This is a genomic window from Streptomyces sp. NPDC053427, from assembly GCF_044544985.1.
Taxonomy (GTDB): Bacteria; Actinomycetota; Actinomycetes; order Streptomycetales; family Streptomycetaceae; genus Streptomyces.
This window is the reverse complement of sequence record NZ_JBITYA010000009.1, coordinates 102,817-124,490: the sequence shown is the minus strand read 5'-3', so window position 1 is coordinate 124,490 and position 21,674 is coordinate 102,817. Positions and strand designations below refer to the sequence as shown.

18 protein-coding genes, 1 tRNA gene and 1 riboswitch are annotated in these 21,674 nt (G+C 71.1%); of the genes, 16 read left to right on the top strand and 3 right to left on the bottom strand.

What is annotated here, in order from left to right; all coding sequences use genetic code 11:
• Positions 1–260 precede the first annotated feature (260 nt).
• The 4 genes from ACIGWZ_RS25120 to ACIGWZ_RS25105 all read left to right on the top strand — a co-directional run bounded on the left by ACIGWZ_RS25120 (position 261) and on the right by ACIGWZ_RS25105 (position 3,271).
• Positions 261–533 carry a hypothetical protein gene (locus ACIGWZ_RS25120; protein ID WP_400068260.1) on the top strand — a complete coding sequence of 91 codons (273 nt, stop codon included), beginning with the start codon at positions 261–263 and terminating at the stop codon, positions 531–533.
• A gap of 397 nt (positions 534–930) precedes the next feature.
• Positions 931–1,359: a nuclear transport factor 2 family protein gene (locus ACIGWZ_RS25115; protein WP_400068258.1), complete on the top strand. Its 429-nt coding sequence runs from the start codon at positions 931–933 to the stop codon at positions 1,357–1,359.
• Between the two features lie 202 nt (positions 1,360–1,561).
• Positions 1,562–2,200 (top strand): SurA N-terminal domain-containing protein, encoded by a 639-nt coding sequence (locus ACIGWZ_RS25110; protein ID WP_400068256.1) that lies wholly within the window; start codon positions 1,562–1,564, stop codon positions 2,198–2,200.
• A gap of 57 nt (positions 2,201–2,257) precedes the next feature.
• Positions 2,258–3,271, top strand: a complete 1,014-nt coding sequence (locus tag ACIGWZ_RS25105; protein WP_400068254.1) for a nucleoside triphosphate pyrophosphohydrolase — start codon at positions 2,258–2,260, stop codon at positions 3,269–3,271.
• A 102-nt stretch (positions 3,272–3,373) separates the two neighbouring features.
• On the opposite strand, the gene ACIGWZ_RS25100 is transcribed toward ACIGWZ_RS25105, so the two are convergent.
• The gene (locus ACIGWZ_RS25100) at positions 3,374–4,633 is read right to left on the bottom strand and encodes an MFS transporter (protein WP_400068252.1); all 1,260 of its coding nucleotides are present in this window, start codon (positions 4,631–4,633) and stop codon (positions 3,374–3,376) included.
• Positions 4,634–4,782: 149 nt separating this feature from the next.
• Between ACIGWZ_RS25100 and ACIGWZ_RS25095 the strand changes: the two genes are divergently transcribed.
• From ACIGWZ_RS25095 to ACIGWZ_RS25050, 10 genes are all read left to right on the top strand, one after another.
• A complete protein-coding gene (locus tag ACIGWZ_RS25095) occupies positions 4,783–5,658 on the top strand; it encodes a LysR family transcriptional regulator (protein WP_400068250.1) in 876 nt (291 codons plus the stop codon).
• Between the two features lie 53 nt (positions 5,659–5,711).
• Positions 5,712–7,070, top strand: coding sequence for a cytochrome P450 (locus ACIGWZ_RS25090; RefSeq protein ID WP_400068248.1), 1,359 nt, complete (start codon positions 5,712–5,714; stop codon positions 7,068–7,070).
• A gap of 70 nt (positions 7,071–7,140) precedes the next feature.
• Entirely contained in the window at positions 7,141–8,316 is a 1,176-nt protein-coding gene (locus tag ACIGWZ_RS25085) for a transglycosylase family protein (protein ID WP_400068246.1), read from the top strand.
• Between the two features lie 210 nt (positions 8,317–8,526).
• Positions 8,527–8,737: riboswitch (cyclic di-AMP (ydaO/yuaA leader) on the top strand.
• Positions 8,738–8,743: 6 nt separating this feature from the next.
• Positions 8,744–9,406 (top strand): transglycosylase family protein, encoded by a 663-nt coding sequence (locus tag ACIGWZ_RS25080; protein WP_400068244.1) that lies wholly within the window; start codon positions 8,744–8,746, stop codon positions 9,404–9,406.
• 350 nt (positions 9,407–9,756) lie between these two features.
• Positions 9,757–11,037 carry a phosphopyruvate hydratase gene (gene eno / locus ACIGWZ_RS25075; protein ID WP_400068242.1) on the top strand — a complete coding sequence of 427 codons (1,281 nt, stop codon included), beginning with the start codon at positions 9,757–9,759 and terminating at the stop codon, positions 11,035–11,037.
• Positions 11,038–11,160: 123 nt separating this feature from the next.
• Positions 11,161–11,628 (top strand): septum formation initiator family protein, encoded by a 468-nt coding sequence (locus tag ACIGWZ_RS25070; protein WP_400068240.1) that lies wholly within the window; start codon positions 11,161–11,163, stop codon positions 11,626–11,628.
• Between the two features lie 116 nt (positions 11,629–11,744).
• Entirely contained in the window at positions 11,745–12,305 is a 561-nt protein-coding gene (locus ACIGWZ_RS25065) for a DUF501 domain-containing protein (protein WP_400068238.1), read from the top strand.
• Entirely contained in the window at positions 12,302–13,243 is a 942-nt protein-coding gene (locus ACIGWZ_RS25060) for an exopolyphosphatase (protein ID WP_400068236.1), read from the top strand. The genes ACIGWZ_RS25065 and ACIGWZ_RS25060 overlap by 4 nt, the downstream gene beginning before the upstream one ends.
• Before the next feature lie 613 nt (positions 13,244–13,856).
• Complete coding sequence (locus ACIGWZ_RS25055; RefSeq protein ID WP_400068234.1) at positions 13,857–15,245, top strand: NAD(P)/FAD-dependent oxidoreductase; 1,389 nt, start codon at positions 13,857–13,859, stop codon at positions 15,243–15,245.
• Between the two features lie 211 nt (positions 15,246–15,456).
• A complete protein-coding gene (locus tag ACIGWZ_RS25050) occupies positions 15,457–16,776 on the top strand; it encodes a class I SAM-dependent methyltransferase (protein WP_400068231.1) in 1,320 nt (439 codons plus the stop codon).
• 75 nt (positions 16,777–16,851) lie between these two features.
• On the opposite strand, the gene ACIGWZ_RS25045 is transcribed toward ACIGWZ_RS25050, so the two are convergent.
• Positions 16,852–19,398 (bottom strand): ABC transporter permease, encoded by a 2,547-nt coding sequence (locus ACIGWZ_RS25045; RefSeq protein ID WP_400068229.1) that lies wholly within the window; start codon positions 19,396–19,398, stop codon positions 16,852–16,854.
• A 71-nt stretch (positions 19,399–19,469) separates the two neighbouring features.
• A complete protein-coding gene (locus ACIGWZ_RS25040) occupies positions 19,470–20,252 on the bottom strand; it encodes an ABC transporter ATP-binding protein (RefSeq protein WP_400068227.1) in 783 nt (260 codons plus the stop codon).
• A gap of 490 nt (positions 20,253–20,742) precedes the next feature.
• Between ACIGWZ_RS25040 and ACIGWZ_RS25035 the strand changes: the two genes are divergently transcribed.
• Together ACIGWZ_RS25035 and ACIGWZ_RS25030 are read left to right on the top strand one after the other, a co-directional pair.
• Positions 20,743–20,824 (top strand) — tRNA-Leu (locus tag ACIGWZ_RS25035).
• 468 nt (positions 20,825–21,292) lie between these two features.
• Complete coding sequence (locus ACIGWZ_RS25030; protein ID WP_400068225.1) at positions 21,293–21,586, top strand: hypothetical protein; 294 nt, start codon at positions 21,293–21,295, stop codon at positions 21,584–21,586.
• The last annotated feature ends 88 nt before the right edge of the window (positions 21,587–21,674 follow it).

Below are 21,674 nucleotides of genomic sequence, written 5' to 3'. Positions count from 1 at the left end.
GCATGCTGAAGGAATCTTCACTGGGGGTAATGAAGGAACGTCGGGCCGAACAGCCTGCAGACGATTCCGGGTTCGCGTACTTCGTCGGCATTCGGCACGGGGATTCGCGATGCGCAGGGGCGCATCATTCGCCGTCGGCCCGCTGCCCCTGGCTATTGTGCTCCGGAATCCACCGCCATGTATGCGAAGGTCAAAAAGTTCCCCGTCCCCGGGAAGGGCTATGATAATGCAGTGGCGTGATCCGGAAAGGGTGCGGGGGCATGAGCACTGATGAGGTAGATGCGACCTCGCGGTGGAAGTACATAAAAGCGATCGCCATTACTGCCGCGATGACGCTTATTGGTTTTATGGCTTTGTTGACCCAGCCTGGAGGCTGGAGGAACCCCGGCCTAGTCGTGTTCGCCGCTGCCTGTGCTCTTTCTACGGCCGTGGCGGTCCTGGCGTGGCGCAAGGAAAAGATGTCGCTGAGCATTCTGGCGGTGGCGATGACTATTGCCGTTCCGCTGGTCGAGAAGGCCGTTTATTCGTGGTGACCGGGCGCAAGGGACGCATGCAGCCAGCCCTCCTGGCTGTGGCCGTGCTCGTCGCCGCAGTCCTGGTCACTAAGGCTTTGAGTCTTCAGTAACCATTTGTCCCCCCCCCCGAGGCTCGGGCGGTGCGCGATGCCGCATCGTCCGGGGCGGGTGGCAGGAATGGGAAGGTGCCCCTCGGTGCCGGAACCCGCCGGGACTGCGGCGCACGCTGCAGCGGCTGGGGCACATGCAGGGCTGCGGCCCACCGGGTACCCGGCTATTCAAGTTTGACTAATGGCCCTTGCGCTCTCTACCTTCCGTGGCGCGCCTGTAGTCAAATTTGATGAGCGTGTGCGCGCTCGGAGACCTCGTAGATCCCGAAGACCTCGAACTACCTCGAAGACCGTGAGGAGCCCGCGTGACCGTTCTGCCCGACACCGGATACGTCCCGACCGACGAGGACCGCGAGAGCCTGGACCGCTGGTTCGCGGAGTACGACGCACAGAGCGCGCAGCGCAACGTTGCGCGTATGGCCGATATGGCGGTGTTCCCCCTCAACCTCGTCAGCGACGACGCGGCCGGCAACGGCCGTTCGGCGCAGTGGGACCGGGAACGGTTCATTGCGACGATGACGCAGGTGATGGGGGAGGGGAGCGAGGGCATCACCTTCACGTCCACGCGGACGCCCGTCTTCCTCTCGCCCGCCATGGCCGTGGTCTTCACGGACTCGGCCATGACGGCCGAGGGGCAGACCCGGCAGCTGCGCTACGCCGACATCCTGGTGCGGCGGGGCGGGCAGTGGGCGTTCCAGACCATGATCCAGAGCGGCTGGGGCGACAACCTGTAGCCCCAGCCGTCGAGAAGCGGGGGAGCCGCCGGGGTGCGGGCGCAGGGACACGGCGCCCGCACCCGGCCCCCTCCCCGTACGGGGAAACCGCCGCCGCGGGAGATCGTTGGCCGAAGCAGTGGCCTGCGCCACGTCGACTCCTTAGCATCGGTCTCGATCACGCAAGGTCGAGACTCCGTCGCACGATCTGCCGGGAGGCCAAGTGTTCCGCCGTAGGACAGCGCTCTCCGTATCCGCCACCGCCGCCCTGGTGGCCGCGACACCCCTGCTGGCCGCCTGCGGCAGCGGTGCGCACCCCGGTGCCGCGGCCGTTGTGGACGGGAAGCGGATCACCGTCGCGCAGCTGCAGGCGAAGGTGAAGGACGTGCGCGAGGCGCAGGGCAGCTCCCCGCAGGGCGCCCAGCTGATCATGAACACCGGCCGGCTGAGCCTGGCCACCCTCAACGGCATGATCTTCGACGAGGTGCTGGCGCGCAGCGCCAAGGACGCCGGGGTCACGGTCACCCGGGCCGCCATCCAGAAGTGGCGGACGACGGCCGAGCGGCGGGCCGGCGGCGCCGAGCGGCTGAAGGCGATGTGGCTCCAGCAGGGCATCGCCCCCGACGAGATCGATGCCATGGTGCGTAATCAGCTGCTGCTGGACGGGGTGGCCGAGCACCTCGGCGCGGACCGCGGTCAGCCGCAGGGCCAGGAGCAGCTCGCCAAGGAGCTGTCCCGGACGTCGCGGTCGATGGGCATCGACGTCAATCCGCGGTTCGGCAAGTGGGACGACCGGCAGGTCATCCTGGGAGAGACCAAGGAGCCGTGGATCACCAGCGGGTCCGCGAAACAGCGGGTCTGACCGGCCGCGTCCGGACCGGCGCCGGGCGTTGTCGGTGCGGTGGGTTACGTTCGGAGCGTGAACGCTGACGCCTCTGCCGCCGACACCGGCGCCGACAGCCGCCCCGAGGGCGGCGGCACCGGACGCCTGGTCCTGCTCACCACCAGCCACCGGGTCGCCCCCGGCCTGCTCTCCTGGCCCGCGTGGCAGGTCCTGCGCGCGGCGGATCGGGTGCTGTGCGCCGACCCCGACCATCCGCAGCTGCCGTATCTGCGGGACGCCGGTATCGAGGTGGAGGTGGCCGCTCCCACCGCCCGCGAGCTGGTCGACTTCTGCGTCGCGCAGGCGCGTACCGCCGTCGTCCTGACGTCCGCGGTCGGTGAGAGCGCGCTGACCGACGGCCTGGCCCGGCTGGCCGGCTCCGGCCGCGAGACGATGCCCGACCTGGAGCTGCTGCCCGGTTCGTACGACCTGCCCGGCGCCCGGCTGCTCGATCTCGTCCAGGTGATGGACCAGATCCGCGCCGCATGCCCGTGGAGCAGCATCCGTACGCACGGGGACCTCGCCAAGTACGGCCTGGAGGAGGCGTACGAACTCGTCGAGGCGATCGAGGCGGGCGACCGCGAGGAGCTGCGGGAGGAGTTGGGGGACGTGCTCCTCCAGGTCGTCTTCCATGCCCGGATCGCGCAGGACGACACCGAGGACCCGTTCTCGATCGACGATGTGGCGGGGACGATCGTCGAGAAGCTGATCCATCGGCATCCGCATGTCTTCGGTGAGGAGGCGGCCGAGACCCCCGAGGACGTCAAGGCGCACTGGCTGCGGACGAAGGCGGAGGAGAAGCAGCGGCAGTCGCTGACCGAGGGCGTCCCGCTGGGCCAGCCCGGTCTGGCGCTGGCGGCGAAGCTGGCGTCGCGGGTGCGGACGGCCGAGCTGGAGGTGCCGCTGCCGACGGGGGAGGGCGTCGGCTACGAGCTGCTGGCGATGGCCGTACGGGCGGAGCGGGACGGCGTCGACCCGGAGGCGGCGCTGCGGGCGGCGGCCCGGGCGTATCGCGATGCGGTGATAGCGGTGGAGGGCGGGGCCGGTTAGGGCGCTTCCGACGGATCTCCGCGGCGTCGTGCCGAGATCCGTCGGAAGCGCCCTGGTCCCGCGGGGTGAGGCGGCGGCCCTCGGCCGAGGCTCCGGAGGCCGTCACGGAGCCGGGGTGACCAGCTCGGCCGCAGGCTCCGGCTCGGTGCGCGTGCGGTCCGCCGTCCGCCGCTGCCACACCCGCTCTCCCGTCCACACCATCACAACCGCCCCCGCCAGCCCGGCTCCCAGGGCGGACACCCCGCTCCAGCCCCCGGCACCCCACACCACCGAAGTGAGCGCCGACCCCACGGCCCCGCCCGCGAAGTAGCTGGTCATGTAGGCGGAGTTGAGCCGGTTACGCGCCTCCGGCCGCACCCCGTACACCACGTTCTGGTTGCTGACGTGTATCGCCTGCACGGCCAGGTCCAGCACCACCACCCCGGCCAGCAGCGCCGCCAGCGACCAGGCCCCGCCGGACCCGCCCGTCGCCAGCAACCCCCACGACCCCAGCAGCAGCACCGCGGCCGCCCCCGTGACCCGGTGCACCAGCCCCCGGTCCGACAGCCGCCCCGCCACCGACGCGGCCAGCGAACCGGCCGCCCCGACCAGGCCCAGCAGCCCGATGGCCGACTCCTGCCAGCCGTAGGCCGGGCCGGACATCAAGAACGCCATGGCGGTCCACAGGACGGAGAAGCCCGCGAACGTCAGCGCGCCGAGGGCGGCCCGCCAGCGCAGCACCGGCTCCTGGGCGAACAGCGCGAGCGTCGAGCGCAGCAGCGCGGGATAGCCGAGCCCGGCCGTGGTGCGCAGGGCGGGCAGGCGGAGCCGCAGGAGTACGGCCATCAGGAGCATCAGCCCGGCGTTGACCCAGTAGACCGTGCGCCAGCCGCCCAGCCCGGCCAGCAGACCGGCGGCCGTACGGGCCAGCAGGATGCCCAGGAGCAGGCCGGTCATGACGGTGCCCAGGGTCCGGCCGCGTTCGGCGGGTGCGGCCAAGGTGGCCGCGTACGGGGCGATGACCTGGGCGGCGACCGAGGTCAGGCCGGTCAGCGCGGTGCCGGTCAGCAGCAGGGCGGCGTTCGGCGCGCTCGCCGTCACGGTCAGGAAGACGGCGGTCAGCGCGCACAGCGTCACCGCCAGCCGGCGCCGTTCCACGAGGTCGCCGAGCGGGACGAGGAGCAGGAGGCCGAGCCCGTAGCCGGTCTGGGCGACGGTCACCACCAGGGCCGCGGTGGATGCGGGCAGCTGGAGATCGCGGCCGATCAGGTCCAGCAGCGGCTGGGCGAAGTAGTTCCCGGCGACGGACAGGCCGGCCGCCACGGACATCAGCAGCAGCATGCCGCGCCCCAGCCCCGCCCGGGCTTCGGTTCCTGGCTTCATTACGGGTCCCCCTGACTCCCCAGCACGCCCGCGGCCACGGTGGCGGCGGGCACGACCCACCCTGCGCCCCCACCCATCGATGAGTCCAACACATAGTTTTCATCGCATCCATCGCAGAAGATGATTGATGGCGTTTACCATCGACCGGCATGGAGCTTCAGCAGATGCGCTATGTGGTCGCGGTCGCCGAGACGGGCGGCTTCACCCGGGCCGCCGAGCGCTGCCACGTCGTCCAGTCCGCGCTCAGCCATCAGATCGCCCGGCTGGAGAAGGAGCTCGGCGCGCGACTCTTCGACCGGACCAGCCGGAGCGTCCGGCTGACCGCCGCGGGTGAGGCGTTCGTGCCCGTCGCCCGGCAGGCGCTGCAGGCGGCCGAGCGGGCCCGAGCGGAGGTGGAGGCGGCGGTCGGGGAGGTGCGCGGGCGGCTGGCGGTGGGCGCGATCTCGACCGTGGCGGCCGTCGATCTCGCCCAGGAGCTGGGCGCCTTCCGGGCCCGCTACCCCCAGGTGCGGGTCAGCCTCCAGATGGAGATGAGCGATCCGCTCATCGAGAAGGTGCGGGAGGGGGCCCTGGACGTCGCCTTCGTGGGGCTGGTGCCCAGCGCGCGCACCGTCGGGGTGCGGGAGAAGGAGCTGGCCCGGGGCGAACTGGTCGCGGTGGTCGCGCCGGGGCACCCGGTGGCCGGGCGGGAGTGGACCACGCTGTCGCGGCTGTCGCGGGAGCCGTTCGTCGACTTCACGGCGGGGTCGGCGGCCCGCCGGCAGCGCGACGACGCGTTCCGGGCGGCGGGGCTGACGTCGGAGGTGGCGTTCGAGGTGACCACCGTCGAGTTCCTGGCGAAGCTGGTACGGGCGGGGCTGGGCGTCGGCATGGTTCCCGAGGCCATCGCCTCCGAGCTGCCGGGGCTGGCCATTGTGCGCGTACGGCCGGCGCCGGAGCGTACCGAGCGCGTGGTGTGGAGCGGACTGGGGCCCTCGCCGGCGGCCGCGGCGTTCCTGGAGCAGCTGGGCGTGTCCCCGCAGTGAACCGGGGCCTACGGGAGGACAGCGCCGCAGGGGGCAGGCGTTACGGTCGGGATGTGCACGACACGCCAGACGCAGCCCGCCCCGACGCCGCGACCACCCCGGACGCCGACGCCCCCGCCGACCGCCCCGACGCCCCCGACGGCTGCCCCGTCGGCCGGCCCGAGCTGTTCACCTGGGAGTTCGCCGCCGACCCGTACCCCGCGTACGCCTGGCTGCGGGAGCATGCGCCGGTGCACCGGACCGCGCTCCCCAGCGGCGTCGAGGCCTGGTTGGTGACCCGCTACGGGGACGCGCGCCAGGCGCTCGCCGACGCCCGGCTCTCCAAGAACCCGGTCCATCACAGCGAGTCGGCACACGGCAAGGGCAAGGTCGGCATCCCCGGTGAGCGCAGCGCCAACCTCATGACGCATCTGCTCAATATCGACCCGCCCGACCACACGCGCCTGCGCCGCCTCGTGTCCAAGGCGTTCACCCCGCGCCGGGTCGCGGCCTTCGCCCCGCGCGTACAGGAGCTGACCGACCGCCTCATCGACGGCTTCGCGGAGCGGGGGGAGGCGGATCTGATCCATGAATTCGCCTTCCCCCTCCCCATCTACGCGATCTGCGATCTGCTCGGCGTACCGCCCGAGGACCAGGACGACTTCCGCGACTGGGCGGGCATGATGATCCGGCACGGCGGGGGGCCGCGCGGCGGAGTCGCCCGTTCCGTGAAGAAGATGCGCGGCTATCTCGCCGAGCTGATCCATCGCAAGCGCGAGTCCCTGGGGGAGCGGCCGGAGGCCGACGAGGACCTGATCTCCGGGCTGATCCGGGCCTCGGACCACGGCGAGCACCTCACCGAGAACGAGGTCGCCGCGATGGCGTTCATCCTGCTCTTCGCCGGCTTCGAGACCACCGTGAACCTCATCGGCAACGGCACCTACCAGCTGCTCCGCCACCCCGCCCAGCGCGAGCTGCTCCAGAAGTCGATCGCGGCGGGCGACCCGGACCTGCTCGCCACCGGCATCGAGGAACTGCTGCGGTACGACGGTCCCGTGGAGCTGGCCACCTGGCGGTTCGCGACCGAGGAGCTGACGCTGGGCGGGCAGCGGATCGCCGAGGGGGACCCGGTCCTGGTGGTGCTGGCCGCCGCCGACCGCGACCCCACGCGCTTCGCCGAGCCGGACGTCCTCGACCTCACCCGGCGTGACAACCAGCATCTCGGTTACGGACACGGCATCCACTACTGCCTGGGCGCACCGCTCGCCCGGCTGGAGGGGCAGGCGGCCCTCGCGACGCTGCTGACGCGCCTTCCGGACATCCGACTTGCCGCGGAACCGGGCGATTTGCGCTGGCGCGGCGGGCTCATCATGCGCGGACTGCGGTCGCTGCCGGTGGAGTTCACGCCGGAGGCTTCCGCGGAGCGGGCCTGACCAGCAGATACCCGTGTGGTGACGGAGGGTCAGTTGCGTGACCTGCGCGTGATCTCGGCTACACCGACTTGTGACTACCCGTGACCCCGGCTACCTTTCGATCCACCGAATCGGCCAGGGGTTCGACGGGGCGTACGCGTTCGCCGTACGGGTCCGCCGTACCGCGCCGGCTCGGAGACAACTCCAGCACGTCATCCGCCGCTCGAAAGGCAACTGCATGCGCTCCGGGAACGGCCGACATCGTCGCCCCCGTCAGGCACCGGCCCTCTTTGTCGCGGCGGGAGTGACCGGCGCCGGCCTCGCACTGCCGCTGCTCGGCGCGAGCGGTGCGCACGCCGCCGACACCGCGACCTGGGACAAGGTCGCGCAGTGCGAGAGCGGCGGGATGTGGAGCGCCGCCTCCGGCAACGGCTTCTACGGCGGCCTCCAGCTGACCCAGGAGATGTGGGAGCAGTACGGCGGGACCGCGTACGCCTCGCGCCCGGACCTCGCCAGCCGCGCCCAGCAGATAGCCGTCGCCGAATCCATCCTCGACGACCGCGGCCCGGACGCCTGGCCGAGCTGCGCGGTGAACGCGGGGCTGACCAAGGACGGCCGGGCGCCGGAGGTCAACCCGGGCAGCACGAGCACCCCGCGGCCCAAGCCGTCGGACACCGCTGACCCGGACGATCCGTCCGGCCCGTCCGACGAACCCTCCGACGGCCCCTCCGACGAACCCTCCGGCGGCGACGCCGACGACGCGACGCCGTCCCCGTCGGCCCCGGACGCGACGGACCCCGGTGACCCGTCCGGCCCCTCCGACCCGTCCGACCCCTCCCGTGCGGGCGACGAGGACGGCCGTCAGGACGGCGACGGCGGCCCCGCCGCACCGGAGACCCCCGCCAAGGGCAAGCATCGCGGCGGCGCCGACGAGAGCCCGGGTGGCAAGGGCGACGGCGAGGGCGGCAAGGGCGGCAAGGGTGCGGGCGACGCCGACCGGCCCGCCGGCCGCCACGCCTCCCGCGGCGGCGACGACCACCGCACGGACCCCGGCGCGGAGCCCGGCGCGGACTCCGGTGCGGACCCGTCCGCCCCCGCCAGCGACTACACCGTCCGCCGCGGTGACACCCTGTCAGCCATCGCCCAGGCCCACGATCTGCCGGGCGGCTGGCCCGCGCTCTACGAGCGCAACGAGAAGGTCGTCGGGGTCGACGCGGACCTGATCCGCCCAGGTCAGCTGCTCGATCTCGGGCACGCGAAAGGGTAGTTACCGCCAGTTCGTCCCTTTTGGCGAAAGTGAGACAAGCGTCTCGTTCCGGGGTGCGGTGTCCGGCTCGTCGGCCGGATTCCGCACCCGGGCCCACCTGCGGAAATATGCGCCTCCGATGATCAAAAACGGTCAACTTGGTTCAGATAGTGGGGTTTGAACACCAAGAGGATTACTGATTACGGTCAGGACCGCTCGCAAAGCGGGCCCTTCGATCACACGCCGAATCCTGCCGGTGATCGCAGGCAGTCGACGCGCAAGCGCCGAAGGCAGGAGCGGGGGACCCAAGGTAAGTGCCGGCCCCACCCGTGAAAGCGGGTCAACCGGCTTGGGGTGAAGCCGTGTGTGCAGCACACACGGCCGGGCAACTCACATGGCCCGAACCCGACAGCTCACCTCGCAGGCGTCGGTGAGGAAACGAACGCACATGCTGAACAAGGGCAAGCACCGTCGTCCGTCCAAGGCCGTCCGCATCGCCACCCTCGCCGGTGTCGCCGGTGCCGCCGTCGCCGTCCCGATGATGGGCGCCACCTCCGCCTCCGCCGCGTCCGTCGCCACCTGGGACAAGGTCGCCCAGTGCGAGTCCGGCGGCAACTGGTCGATCAACACCGGCAACGGCTACTACGGCGGCCTCCAGTTCTCGAACTCCAGCTGGGCCGCCGCCGGTGGCACCCAGTACGCGGCCCGCGCCGACCTGGCCACCAAGGCCCAGCAGATCGCCGCCGCCGAGAAGCTCCTCGCCATCCAGGGCCCGGGCGCCTGGTCCTGCGCCGGTGCCGGCAACCTGACCGCCGGTGGTCCGTCCCCCGACCTCGACACCTCCACCAAGGCCGAGGTCAAGAAGGCCCAGCCCGCGCCGAAGCAGACCCAGCCGGCCCCGAAGCAGGAGCAGGCCCCGAAGCAGGAGAAGGCCAAGCCGGCCCCGCAGAAGCCGCACGGCCACGGCAACTACACCGTCAAGTCCGGTGACACCCTCGCCAAGATCGCCAAGGCGCACGGCACCACCTGGAAGTCGGTCTACGCGAACAACAAGTCCGTCATCGGCGGCAACCCGAACCTGATCTTCCCGGGCCAGCAGCTCAGCATCTGAGCCGTCCCCCACCGGGACCCCGCGGACCCGGCGACGGGCCCGCTTCCCCCGAGCCGGCCCCGCCCGGCGCGCTTCCCCCCCCAGCGCGCCGCGGCGGGGCTTCTCCATGCGCCGGGCGGGCGTCACTCCTTACGCCCCGCCGCACCCCGATCCGCACCCCCTTCCGGTACCACCCCGCCCACCAGCGGCTTCCCGCGTTTTCCCCGTTCGGCGAACAATGCACCCAAACATCCCGTGAACTGGGCATCTGGGCACCTTTTCGTCCCACGGAGCGGGCCGACGGCAAGCGGATCTGCCCGGGGCCGTTAGGCTCGTGCTGCAGAACTCCAGACACCCCTGAAGGAGACAACGTGCCGTCCATCGACGTCGTCGTAGCCCGCGAAATTCTCGACTCGCGAGGTAATCCCACGGTCGAGGTCGAGGTCGGCCTCGACGACGGCAGCACCGGCCGTGCCGCCGTGCCGTCCGGCGCCTCGACCGGCGCCTTCGAGGCCATCGAGCTCCGCGACGGTGACCCGAACCGCTACCTCGGCAAGGGCGTCGAAAAGGCCGTCCTGGCCGTCATCGAGCAGATCGGCCCGGAGCTCGTCGGCTACGACGCGACCGAGCAGCGGCTGATCGACCAGGCGATGTTCGACCTGGACGCCACCGACAACAAGGGCTCCCTCGGCGCCAACGCCATCCTGGGCGTCTCCCTCGCCGTCGCGCACGCCGCCTCCGAGGCCAGCGACCTCCCGCTGTTCCGCTACCTCGGTGGCCCGAACGCGCACGTCCTGCCCGTCCCGATGATGAACATCCTGAACGGCGGCTCGCACGCCGACTCCAACGTGGACATCCAGGAGTTCATGATCGCCCCGATCGGCGCGGAGTCCTTCTCCGAGGCGCTGCGCTGGGGCGCCGAGGTCTACCACACCCTCAAGAAGGTCCTGAAGGCCAAGGGTCTGGCCACCGGCCTGGGCGACGAGGGCGGCTTCGCCCCGAACCTCGGCTCCAACCGCGAGGCCCTCGACCTCATCCTCGAGGCCATCAAGGAAGCCGGTTACGCCCCCGGCCAGGACATCGCGCTCGCCCTGGACGTCGCCGCCTCCGAGTTCTACAAGGACGGCAAGTACCAGTTCGAGGGCAAGGACCGCTCGGCCGCCGAGATGACCGAGTACTACGAGGAGCTGGTGGCGGCCTACCCGCTGGTCTCCATCGAGGACCCGCTGTTCGAGGACGACTGGGCCGGCTGGAACGTCATCACCGAGAAGCTCGGCGCCAAGGTCCAGCTCGTCGGCGACGACCTCTTCGTCACCAACCCCGAGCGCCTCGCCCGCGGCATCGAGGAGAACTCCGCCAACGCCCTCCTGGTCAAGGTCAACCAGATCGGCTCGCTGACCGAGACCCTGGACGCCGTCGAGCTGGCCCAGCGCAACGGCTTCAAGTGCATGATGTCGCACCGCTCCGGTGAGACCGAGGACGTCACCATCGCCGACCTCGCCGTCGCCACCAACTGCGGCCAGATCAAGACCGGCGCCCCGGCCCGCTCCGAGCGCGTCGCCAAGTACAACCAGCTGCTGCGCATCGAGGAGATCCTCGACGACGCGGCGGTGTACGCGGGCCGCTCCGCCTTCCCGCGTTTCAAGGGCTGACGGCTCAGGGCACACGGCCGACGGCCGAGTGCTCCGGTCTTCCCCGCGTCCCCGGCAACGGTCCCGTACCGTTGCCGGGGACGTACGTGGTTACGGCGTCCGGACGACGGAAGGGGAGGCGACGTGCCCGCGGACCGGTTCTCGACCGCGACCCGGCTCAAGGCGCTCGGTGCTGTGCTTGTCGAGTCCGGAGCGGCCGCCCGCGTCTACCGCGCCCGCCCGCCCCGCCGCAACCGCCTCACCGGCCGCGCCGCGCTGCTGGCGCTGGTGATGTGCTCGCTGGTCGTCGCGCTCGCCTACCCGATACGGCAATACGTCTCCCAGCGCTCGGACATCGCCGATCAGCGCCGCAAGGCCGACAACGCCGCCAGGACGCTCGACGGCCTGCGCGACCAGAAGTCCCGCTGGCAGGACCCGGCCTATGTCGAACAGCAGGCCCGCCGCCATCTGCACTTCGTCAAGCCGGGCGAGACCGGCTACATCGTCCAGGACGGCTCCGGCACCGGCCCGGCCAAGAAGGCGCCCCGGGCGGCCCAGCGGCCCTGGTACGAGAACCTGTGGGCCGACGTCGATGCCGCGAACAGGCGGTAGCCGCCACGGTCACGGAGCCCCGGCCGGTACGGCCGCGCAGCGGCAGCCCCGTACTGTCATAAGAGGGAGCCCACACCCCCTCGCACCCACCTCACCCCATCCCACCGAAAGCGCACATGGACACCGCCCCGCCCCAGACCGAGCCCACCGAGCCCACCGCCGCGGACATCGCCGCCTTCAAGGAGCAGCTGGGCCGCCCGCCGCGCGGCCTGCGCACCATCGCGCACCGCTGTCCCTGCGGGCAGCCGGACGTCGTCGAGACGGCGCCCCGCCTGGAGGACGGCACGCCCTTCCCCACGCTCTACTACCTCACGTGCCCGCGCGCGGCCTCCGCGATCGGCACGCTGGAGGCCAACGGCGTGATGAAGGAGATGTCCGAGCGGCTGAAGACCGACCCGGAGCTGGCCGCCGCCTACCGCGCGGCCCACGAGGACTACATCCGGCGCCGGGACGCCATCGACGTGCTGCAGGGCTTCCCCAGCGCGGGTGGCATGCCCGACCGGGTCAAGTGCCTGCACGTCCTCGTCGGCCACTCGCTCGCGGCCGGCCCCGGCGTCAACCCGCTGGGCGACGAGGCCATCGCCATGCTTCCGGAATGGTGGAAGAAGGGGCCGTGCGTCAGCCCGTGCCCGGACGCCCCCGGATCCGCCGAAGGACCTGAAGGAGACGCCACGTGACGCGGGTCGCCGCCATCGACTGCGGGACGAACTCCATCCGGCTGCTGGTCGCGGACCTCGACCCGGAGACCGGTGAGCTCAAGGACCTGGACCGCCGGATGCAGATCGTCCGGCTGGGCCAGGGCGTGGACCGGACCGGCCGGCTGGCCCCGGAGGCGCTGGAGCGCACCTTCGCCGCCTGCCGCGTCTACGCCGAGGTGATCAAGGAACTGGGCGCCGAGCGCCTCCGCTTCGTGGCCACCTCCGCCTCCCGCGACGCCGAGAACCGCGACGCATTCGTCCGCGGGGTGGTCGAGATCCTGGGCGTCGAGCCCGAGGTGATCACCGGCGACCAGGAAGCGGAGTTCTCCTACCACGGCGCCACCAGGGAGATCGCCGGCCGCGAGGACATGCCGTCGCCCTATCTGGTCGTGGACATCGGCGGCGGCTCCACGGAATTCGTCCTGGGCAACGACGTGGTCCGGGCGGCCCGCTCGGTCGACATCGGCTGCGTCCGCATGACCGAGCGCCACCTCGTCCACGAGGGCACGATCAGCGACCCGCCGGCCCCGGAGCAGATCACCGCCATCAGGGCCGATATCGCCCAGGCCCTCGACCACGCCGAGGAAACGGTGCCGCTGTCCCGGGCCACCACCCTCGTGGGCCTGGCGGGCTCCGTCACCACCGTCGCCGCCATCGCCCTGGGCCTGGACCACTACGACTCCGCGGCCATCCACCACTCCCGCATCCCGCTGGCCGAGGTCCGCGAGATCACCGAGCGGCTCCTCATCTCCACGCACGCCGAACGCGCCGCGCACCCCGTCATGCACCCGGGCCGGGTCGATGTGATCGCCGCGGGCGCGCTCGTGCTGCTCTCGATCATGGAACGGGTGGGCGCCGAGGAGGTCGTGGTCAGCGAGCACGACATTCTGGACGGCATCGCCTGGAGCCTGGTCTGAGGTTCCGTCCGCGCACCGGGTGTCAGCCCTGGCAGAGCATCGCTGCCGGGCGGCACCCGGCGTGCAGGAAGCACGTCGGGTAACCGTCCTCGCTGCCGAGGTCGCCGACAGCGGTGCCGGTGGCCGCCCTGGCCGGCCGGGGCCGAACCGGGTTCCGCGCTTCCCTCGTCGGTGGGCAAAAGGGCCCGGCAACCGCCTCTGACGGCGCGGCCTTTGAGCGGGTCGGCCGCCGTCTGAGCGTGCTTCGGGGGCTTTGGGAGGGGCTGCCGCGAGGGTCCGCGAAAAAAGTTCGTGAAATCCTTCACATGAAAAAACCGCCCGAGGGCTGAAGATTGTGGCCGCATGGCCCTCATTCGAAGGTCCTGGGCCCCGCCGACCCGGGTGATGCGCGGTTTCGGCGGCGTTGCGGGCGTGCTTCGGCGGGGTGTGCTCGCCGCGGCCCAGAGCCCGCAATCCCTGATCAGCGGGGGTCTCAACGCCTCGCGGTACACCGTGGTTCCCCACTCGCGCTATGGCGTCGGTCACGAAGCCGGCGGAGTGTAGCAGATACCCCGGAGGTGCTTGTGAAGGGGCTCACGAGCGACCCCCCATGTGGGGGTGGATACTCGATTGCATGAGCACCACGGAGCGTCCCAGGATCCTCGTAGTAGGCGGTGGGTACGTAGGCCTGTACGCAGCTCGGCGCATTCTCAAGAAGATGCGCTACGGCGAGGCGACCGTCACGGTCGTCGACCCGCGGTCGTACATGACCTACCAGCCCTTCCTCCCCGAAGCCGCCGCCGGCAGCATCTCCCCTCGGCACGTCGTCGTCCCGCTGCGACGCGTCCTGCCCAAGGCGGAGGTCCTCACCGGCCGGGTCACCACCATCGATCAGGACCGCAAGGTCGCCACGATCGCCCCGCTGGTCGGCGAGGCGTACGAGCTGCCCTTCGACTACCTGGTCATCGCGATGGGCGCGGTCTCCCGCACCTTCCCGATTCCCGGTCTGGCCGAGAACGGCATCGGCATGAAGGGCGTGGAAGAGGCCATCGGCCTGCGCAACCACGTCCTGGAGCAGCTGGACAAGGCCGACTCCACGACCGACGAGGACGTCCGCCGCAAGGCGCTGACCTTCGTCTTCGTCGGCGGTGGCTTCGCGGGTGCGGAGTCCATCGGCGAGGTCGAGGACATGGCCCGCGATGCTGCGAAGTACTACAAGAACGTCAAGCGCGAAGACATGCGCTTCCTCCTGGTCGACGTCGCCGACAAGATCCTCCCCGAGGTGGGCCCCAAGCTCGGCGCCTACGGCAAGGAGCACCTCGAGGGCCGCGGCGTCGAGGTCTACCTCAAGACCGGTATGGACTCCTGCGTCGACGGCCACGTCGTGCTGAACAACGGGCTCGAGGTCGACTCCAACACCATCGTGTGGACCGCGGGCGTCAAGCCGAACCCGGCGCTGACCCGCTTCGGTCTGCCGCTGGGCCCGCGCGGCCACGTCGACACCCAGGCGACCCTCCAGGTGCAGGGCACCGACTACATCTGGGCCGCCGGCGACAACGCCCAGGTCCCGGACATGGTCGGCCGCCGGGCCGGCAACGAGAACGCCTGGTGCCCGCCGAACGCGCAGCACGCGCTGCGGCAGTCCAAGGTCCTCGGCGACAACGTGATCTCCGGTATGCGGGGCTTCCCGCAGAAGGAGTACAGCCACGCCAACAAGGGTGCGGTCGCCGGTCTGGGCCTGCACAAGGGCGTCGCGATGATCGTCATGGGCAAGGTGAAGATCAAGCTCAAGGGCCGTCTCGCCTGGTACATGCACCGCGCGTACCACGGCCTGGCGATGCCGACGTACAACCGCAAGATCCGCGTCTTCGCCGACTGGACGCTGGCCATGTTCCTCAAGCGCGAGGTCGTCTCGCTCGGCGCCATGGAGAACCCCCGCGAGGAGTTCTACGAGGCGGCCAAGCCGGCCCCCGCCCCGGCGGCGGCCGACTCCGGCGACAAGCCGAAGGCCAAGGCCTCCTAGCACCCCGGTCGGTACTCCGACCAGCCCGAAGGGCGTCCGCCATCCGTGGGGCGGGCGCCCTTCGGCATGTCCGGGGGCGTGTCCACGCTGGCGGAAAGCAGGCGGTTTGCGGTTCTCTTACGTGTGAACGGGACTAACTGGGCGCCCACTTGGCGTTTACGTGGTGGGTGAAACTTCTTTTGCCCGACTCGTCAACACGGAGGTGTGCGACATGGCCGACGCCGCTGGACGGCTCACCCAGCTCGCCAAGGAGGTGCTGGGAGCCCCGCTCCCGGTCCGCATCCGCGCCTGGGACCGCAGCGAGTCCGGCCCGCCGGGGGCGCCCACGCTCGTCATCCGCAACCGACGGGCGCTGCGCCGCCTGCTGTTCAAGCCGGGCGAGCTGGGCCTGGCCCGCGCCTGGGTGGCGGGCGACCTCGACATCGAGGGCGATCTCTACCAGGCGCTGGATCTGCTCGCCGAGATGATCTGGGAGCGGCCCGCGCCCGCCGACAAGCCGCAGCGGGCCGCCGCCCTGCGGGCCCTGGCCCGGCCGGAGATCCGCGCCGCCGCCAAGGAGCTGCTGTCCCTGGCCGGCGCCCCCCTGCCGCCGTCGCCGCCCGCCGAAGAGGCCGGACGCCGTCGCGGCCGGCTGCACACGCTGCTCAGCGACCGGGCGGCCATCAGCCACCACTACGACGTCGGCAACGACTTCTACGAGCTGGTGCTGGGCCCCTCGATGGTCTACTCCTGTGCCTACTGGGGGACCGGCGAAGACGGCGTCGGCACCCTGGAGGACGCGCAGCGCGACAAGCTCGACCTGATCTGCCGCAAGCTCGGCCTGACGGAGGGCCAGCGGCTGCTGGACGTGGGCTGCGGCTGGGGCTCGATGGTGCTGCACGCCGCCCGCGAGTACGGCGTGCGGGCGGTCGGCATCACCCTCTCCGAGGAGCAGGCGGCCTACGCCCGTAAGCGGATCGCCGACGCCGGGCTCGCCGACCGGGTCGAGATCCGGGTGCAGGACTACCGCGAGGTCCACGACGAGCCGTTCGACGCGATCTCCTCGATCGGGATGGCCGAGCATGTCGGCCAGGCCCGGTACGCGCAGTACGCACGGACCCTGTACGCCCTGCTGCGGCCCGGCGGGCGGCTGCTGAACCACCAGATCGCGCGGCGCCCGCTGGCCGACGAGGAGGCCTATCGCGTCGACGAGTTCATCGACCGGTACGTCTTCCCGGACGGCGAGCTGGCGCCCGTGGGCCGGACCGTCGGCGCCCTGGAGGACGCGGGCTTCGAGGTGCGCGACGTCGAGGCCCTCCGGGAGCACTACGCGCTGACGCTGCGGCAGTGGGTCGCCAATCTGGAGAAGCACTGGGACCGGGCGGCCCGGCTCACGTCGCCGGGGCGGGCGCGGGTGTGGCGGCTGTACATGGCCGCCTCCGCGGTGTCGTTCGAGCGCAACCGCATAGGGATCAACCAGGTGCTGGCGGTGCGGACGCCGGAGTCCGGGGCGTCCGGGATGTCGCTGCGGGCGCGCGCCTGGCAGGGCTGAGGCGGCGCCGTGAGCAGGAGGGCCCGGGGACCGTCGACGGTCCCCGGGCCCTCGGCCGTACTGCCGACCGCTCCGCTACTCCGCCTTGATCGCCGCCAGCATGTTCAGCTTCGCCGCCCGCCGCGCCGGCCACAGCGCGGCCAGGACGCCGACCACCGCGGCCAGGCCGAGGAAGAGGGCCATCCGGCCCCACGGCAGCACCAGTTGGTAGGTGCTCAGGTGGGCGCCGATCAGCTCGCCGGCCGCCCAGCCGAAGAACACGCCCAGGCCGACGCCGAGCACCCCGCCGAAGAGGGAGATCACCAGCGACTCCAGGCGCACCATGCGCTTGATGCCGCGGCGGTCCAGGCCGATGGCGCGCAGCATGCCGATCTCCTGTTGGCGTTCGAAGACCGACATCGCCAGGGTGTTGATCACGCCGAGCACGGCGACGATCACGGCCATGGCCAGCAGGCCGTAGAGCATGTTCAGCATCAGGCTGAACATCTGGGCGATGCCCTCGGAGATGTCCTTCTTGTCCGAGACCGAGATCGCCGGGTTCTTGCCGAGCGCCTTGACCAGCGACTCCTTGGCCGTGTCGGTGGCACCGTCCTTCGTCTTGACCATCACCTGCATATCGGTGGGATGCCGCTGGTGCGGGGCGAGGGTGGCGTTGTCGAGGATGATGCCCTTGATCATCTGGTTGCCGGTGTAGACGCCGGACACGGTCAGCGTGCCCTTCTTGCCGTCCTCGTACGTCACCGGGACGTGCGAACCGACCCGCCAGTCCTTCTCCTTGGCGGTGGCGTCGTCCACGACCGCACCGCCGCCGCGCAGATCGCCGAGCGCGCCCTGGGTGAAGTCGAGCCGGGTGAGCTTGCCGAAGTCCTGGCCGTTGACGCCGGTCAGGTACGCGGTGGTGGCGCCGGAGCCCGTGCCGATCCGGGACGGGGAGTTGCGCATCGGGCTGGCGGCGGTGACCTCGCCGAGGCCGTCGAGCTTCTTCGCCACATCGGGGGAGAGCGGTATGCCGCTGGCCATGGAGACGACGTAGTCGGCCTTGAGCGAGGACGTGGCCAGCTTGTCGATGCCCTTTTGCACGCCGCCCGCGATCACCGTCATGCCGGTGATCAGGGTGAGCCCGATCATCAAGGCGGAGGCCGTGGCGGCCGTACGGCGCGGATTGCGCAGGGCGTTCTGCCGGGCGAGCTTGCCGGAGATGCCGAAGGCGCGCAGTACGGGCGCGGCCAGCGCGATCAGCGGGCGGGACAGCAGCGGCGTCAGGACGAAGGCGCCGATCAGCAACAGGACCGCCCCGCCGCCCATCATCGCCCTGCCGTCGTCCATGCCGGTGGCCACCAGGACGGCGGCCGCTCCGGCGCCCGCGAGGACCGCGCCGAGGGTGTTGCGGACCACCAGCGACTTGGTGGTGGCGGGGGCGTGCACGCTGTTCATCGCGGCCACCGGCGGGATCTTCGCGGCGCGGCGGCCCGGCAGCCAGGCGGCCAGGACGGTGATGACGATGCCGACGGCGAGGGAGGCCAGGACGGTGGTCGGCGAGATCACCAGCGGGCCGTCGGGGACCGTGGCGCCCATGGTGCTCATCAGCGCGCGCAGTCCGGCGCCGATGCCGGTACCGGCCGCCAGGCCCGCGACCGCGGCGACCGCGCCCACCAGGAAGGCCTCGATCAGCACCGAGCGGGTCACCTGGCGGCGGCCGGCGCCGACCGCGCGCATCAGCGCCAGCTCCTTGGTGCGCTGGGCGACCAGCATGGTGAAGGTGTTGGCGATGATGAAGATCCCGACGAAGAGCGCGATCCCGGCGAAGGCCAGCAGGCCGGTCTTCATGCCGTCCATGCTGTGGGCGATCGTCTCGGCCTGGTCGTCGGCGAGCTTCTTGCCGGTGGTGGTCTCGACGCCGTCCTCGGGCAGCACCTTGTCGATCGCGGCCTTGAGCGCGGTCTGGGACGTGCCCGGAGCGGCCTTGACGTCGATCTCGCTGAAGGCGCCGGGGGTGGCGAACAGCTTCTGCGCGGTCGCGGTGTCGAACAGCGCGAGGCTGCCGCCGGCCGCGACGGTGCCGTCGTCGGTGGTGTAGATGCCGGTCAGCTTCTGCTCGGTGACCGGCCCGTCGACGGATATCCGGACGGTGTCACCGACCTTGTAGCCGGCCTTGTCCGCGGTGTGCGCGTCCAGCGCGAACTCGTGCGGGCCCTTGGGGGCGGTGCCGTCGCGCAGCGGGTAGCGGGCGTCCTTGCCGTCCTTGCCGGGGAAGTAGTTGCCGCCGCGGGTGGAGAACCCGTCGCCCAGCAGCTCGCCCTTCTTGTCGGCGATGGCGGTGAAGCCGGAGACGGTGCCGGTGGCGGAGGCGGCACCGGGCACCCGGGCGACCGTGTCGAGCAGCTTCCGGTCGAGGCCGGGGGCGGCGCCGGGCCTGCCGGTGGCGCGCTCGCCGTGCTTCGGCGCGAGGGCGACGTCGACGTTGTCGTAGCCCTTTTGGGAGCTGTTCCGGAAGGCGTCGGAGAGGGTCGAGGTGAAGACCAGGGTGCCGGAGACGAAGGCCACGCCGAGCATCACGGCGAGGACGGTCATCAGCAGCCGGGCCTTGTGCGCGAGCACATTGCGCAAGGCGGTACGGAACATGAGTGGGTCAGTCCTGGAGAGAAGGCCCGCGGGGGCCGGAGGTCTGGAGGGCGGAGGCGGCTGCCGGGGCGTCAGCTAGTACGGCGCTTGGCGTCGAAGCCCTTCATCCGCTCCAGCACCAGGTCGGCGGTCGGGTCGGGCATGTCGTCGACTATCCGGCCGTCGGCCAGGAAGATCACGCGGTCCGCGTAGGAGGCGGCGACCGGGTCGTGGGTCACCATCACCACGGTCTGGCCCAGTTCGCGTACGGAGTTGCGCAGAAAGCCCAGGACCTCGGCGCCGGAGCGGGAGTCGAGGTTGCCGGTGGGCTCGTCGGCGAAGATGATCTCGGGCCGGGAGGCGAGCGCGCGGGCCACCGCGACGCGCTGCTGCTGGCCGCCGGAGAGCTGGCCGGGGCGGTGCTTGAGGCGGCCGGCCAGGCCGACGGTCTCCACGACGCGGTCCAGCCAGGCGCGGTCGGGCTTACGGCCCGCGATGTCCATCGGGAGGGTGATGTTCTCCAGGGCGTTCAGGGTGGGCAGCAGGTTGAACGCCTGGAAGATGAAGCCGATCTTGTCGCGCCGCAGCTGGGTGAGCTTCTTGTCCTTCAGGCCGGTCAGCTCCACCTCGCCGATCCGGGCGGAGCCGCCGGAGATCGCGTCGAGGCCCGCCATGCAGTGCATCAGGGTCGACTTGCCGGACCCGGAGGGGCCCATGATCGCCGTGAACTGGGCCTGGCGGAAGTCGACGGAGACGGCGTCCAGGGCGACCACCTGGGTCTCGCCCTGTCCGTAGACCTTGGTGAGATCCGTGGCGCGGGCGGCCACCGCGGTGGCGCGGGTGGCGGTGGGGGCACCGGAGTGGGTGGTGGTCACGGGGTGGAGCTCCTGTCGGGACGAGGGACCGTCTGATCCGCGGCGGCCGGGTGGCCGCGTGGCGCGGACCTTTCCATCGTGGGACAGGAAAAGGGGTCGGAGCGTCAACCCTTGTGCCCGTCCTGGACGGGCCCTCCGGCGTACCGGCCCGCCATGTCGGTCATACCTGGGGAGGAGACGGACCCTGAGCCACCGGGCGGCCGGACCCGATGGTGCGGCCCCGGTCAGGGCCGTCCGGCGGGCCGGTGGCACGGGGGTGACCCGCGGAGAAGGGCAGACGTCGAGTTTCCGTCAATTCGGGCGTGAATTCCGTTGCGCCGGTGCACCGGCAAAGCTGGCCTTCAGGCATGTGCCGAAGGCGTGTACCGGTCGCTGATGCTCCCTCAGTTGCCAATAAAATAAGACAACCTCGGGGTGAGCGGCCGAACTGCGTGGTGCGCTGCGGGCTACGCTCGTGCTGCCCTCTTTGAGGTGGCATGGGGGATCCCAGGCCCGGATGGTGGAATGCAGACACGGCGAGCTTAAACCTCGCTGGCCTACGGGCCGTGCCGGTTCAAGTCCGGCTCCGGGCACAAAACGGTAGTAATTCCGGCCGAAAGCCCGGATCTCACGCATATTCCTATGGCCCGGTCGACTTCCGGCCGATGGTGTGGCCGGGTATCGATGCGGCTGCGAAGAGGCGGTACTCCCCGCGTACATGCCAGCTTACCGTGCAGCCTTCAACTAACGGGCCTGGATGCGGTGCTGCGTCGCGCCACCCCCGAACTCACCCGCGTCGGCCACCGAATTGGACGTCATACGGAGCGCCGGTGAGAGGGCGCCGACACTCCGAGCCGCCGCGCCCGAGGATTCCGAGTCCCGGATTCCTGCGGGATGGGGCAGCCGTCGGGTGAACTCCCCCTCATCTCAAGCGCATTGGCGGACGACGTCATCCGCCGCAGGTATCGCCCCGCGATGCGCGCCTCGCCCCTGCCGGGATGCAAGATCATTTAATATAGAGTTACCTCCCGGTAAAAGCCGATTTCACACAAGGGGGAACCATGCGTCGACGCATTTCCACGCTCGCCGTGACCGCAGCCATGGCCGGCGGCATTCTCTTCACGGCGCTGCCCGCGCACGCCGCCACCACGGTTGCCGGCGGGCAGAGCGTGGCGGCCCGCGGTGCCGTCACCGTCAACATCGAAGAGCTGCGCCAGCAGTCCGCCGAGCTGAAGGCCAAGGCCGCGCGGCTCGAGCGGGACGGCCACCACGCGGAGGCCAAGCGCACCCGCGACCAGGCGAATGCGCTGGACCGGAAGATCCAGGCGTACATCGACGCCGAGAACAACGCCTGATCCGTTCGGCCGGGGGACGGACGCCGATCCCCGAAGCGCGGAGGGCCGCCGGTCACCGCCGGCGGCCCTCCTGGCCGAGGTGTTGCCG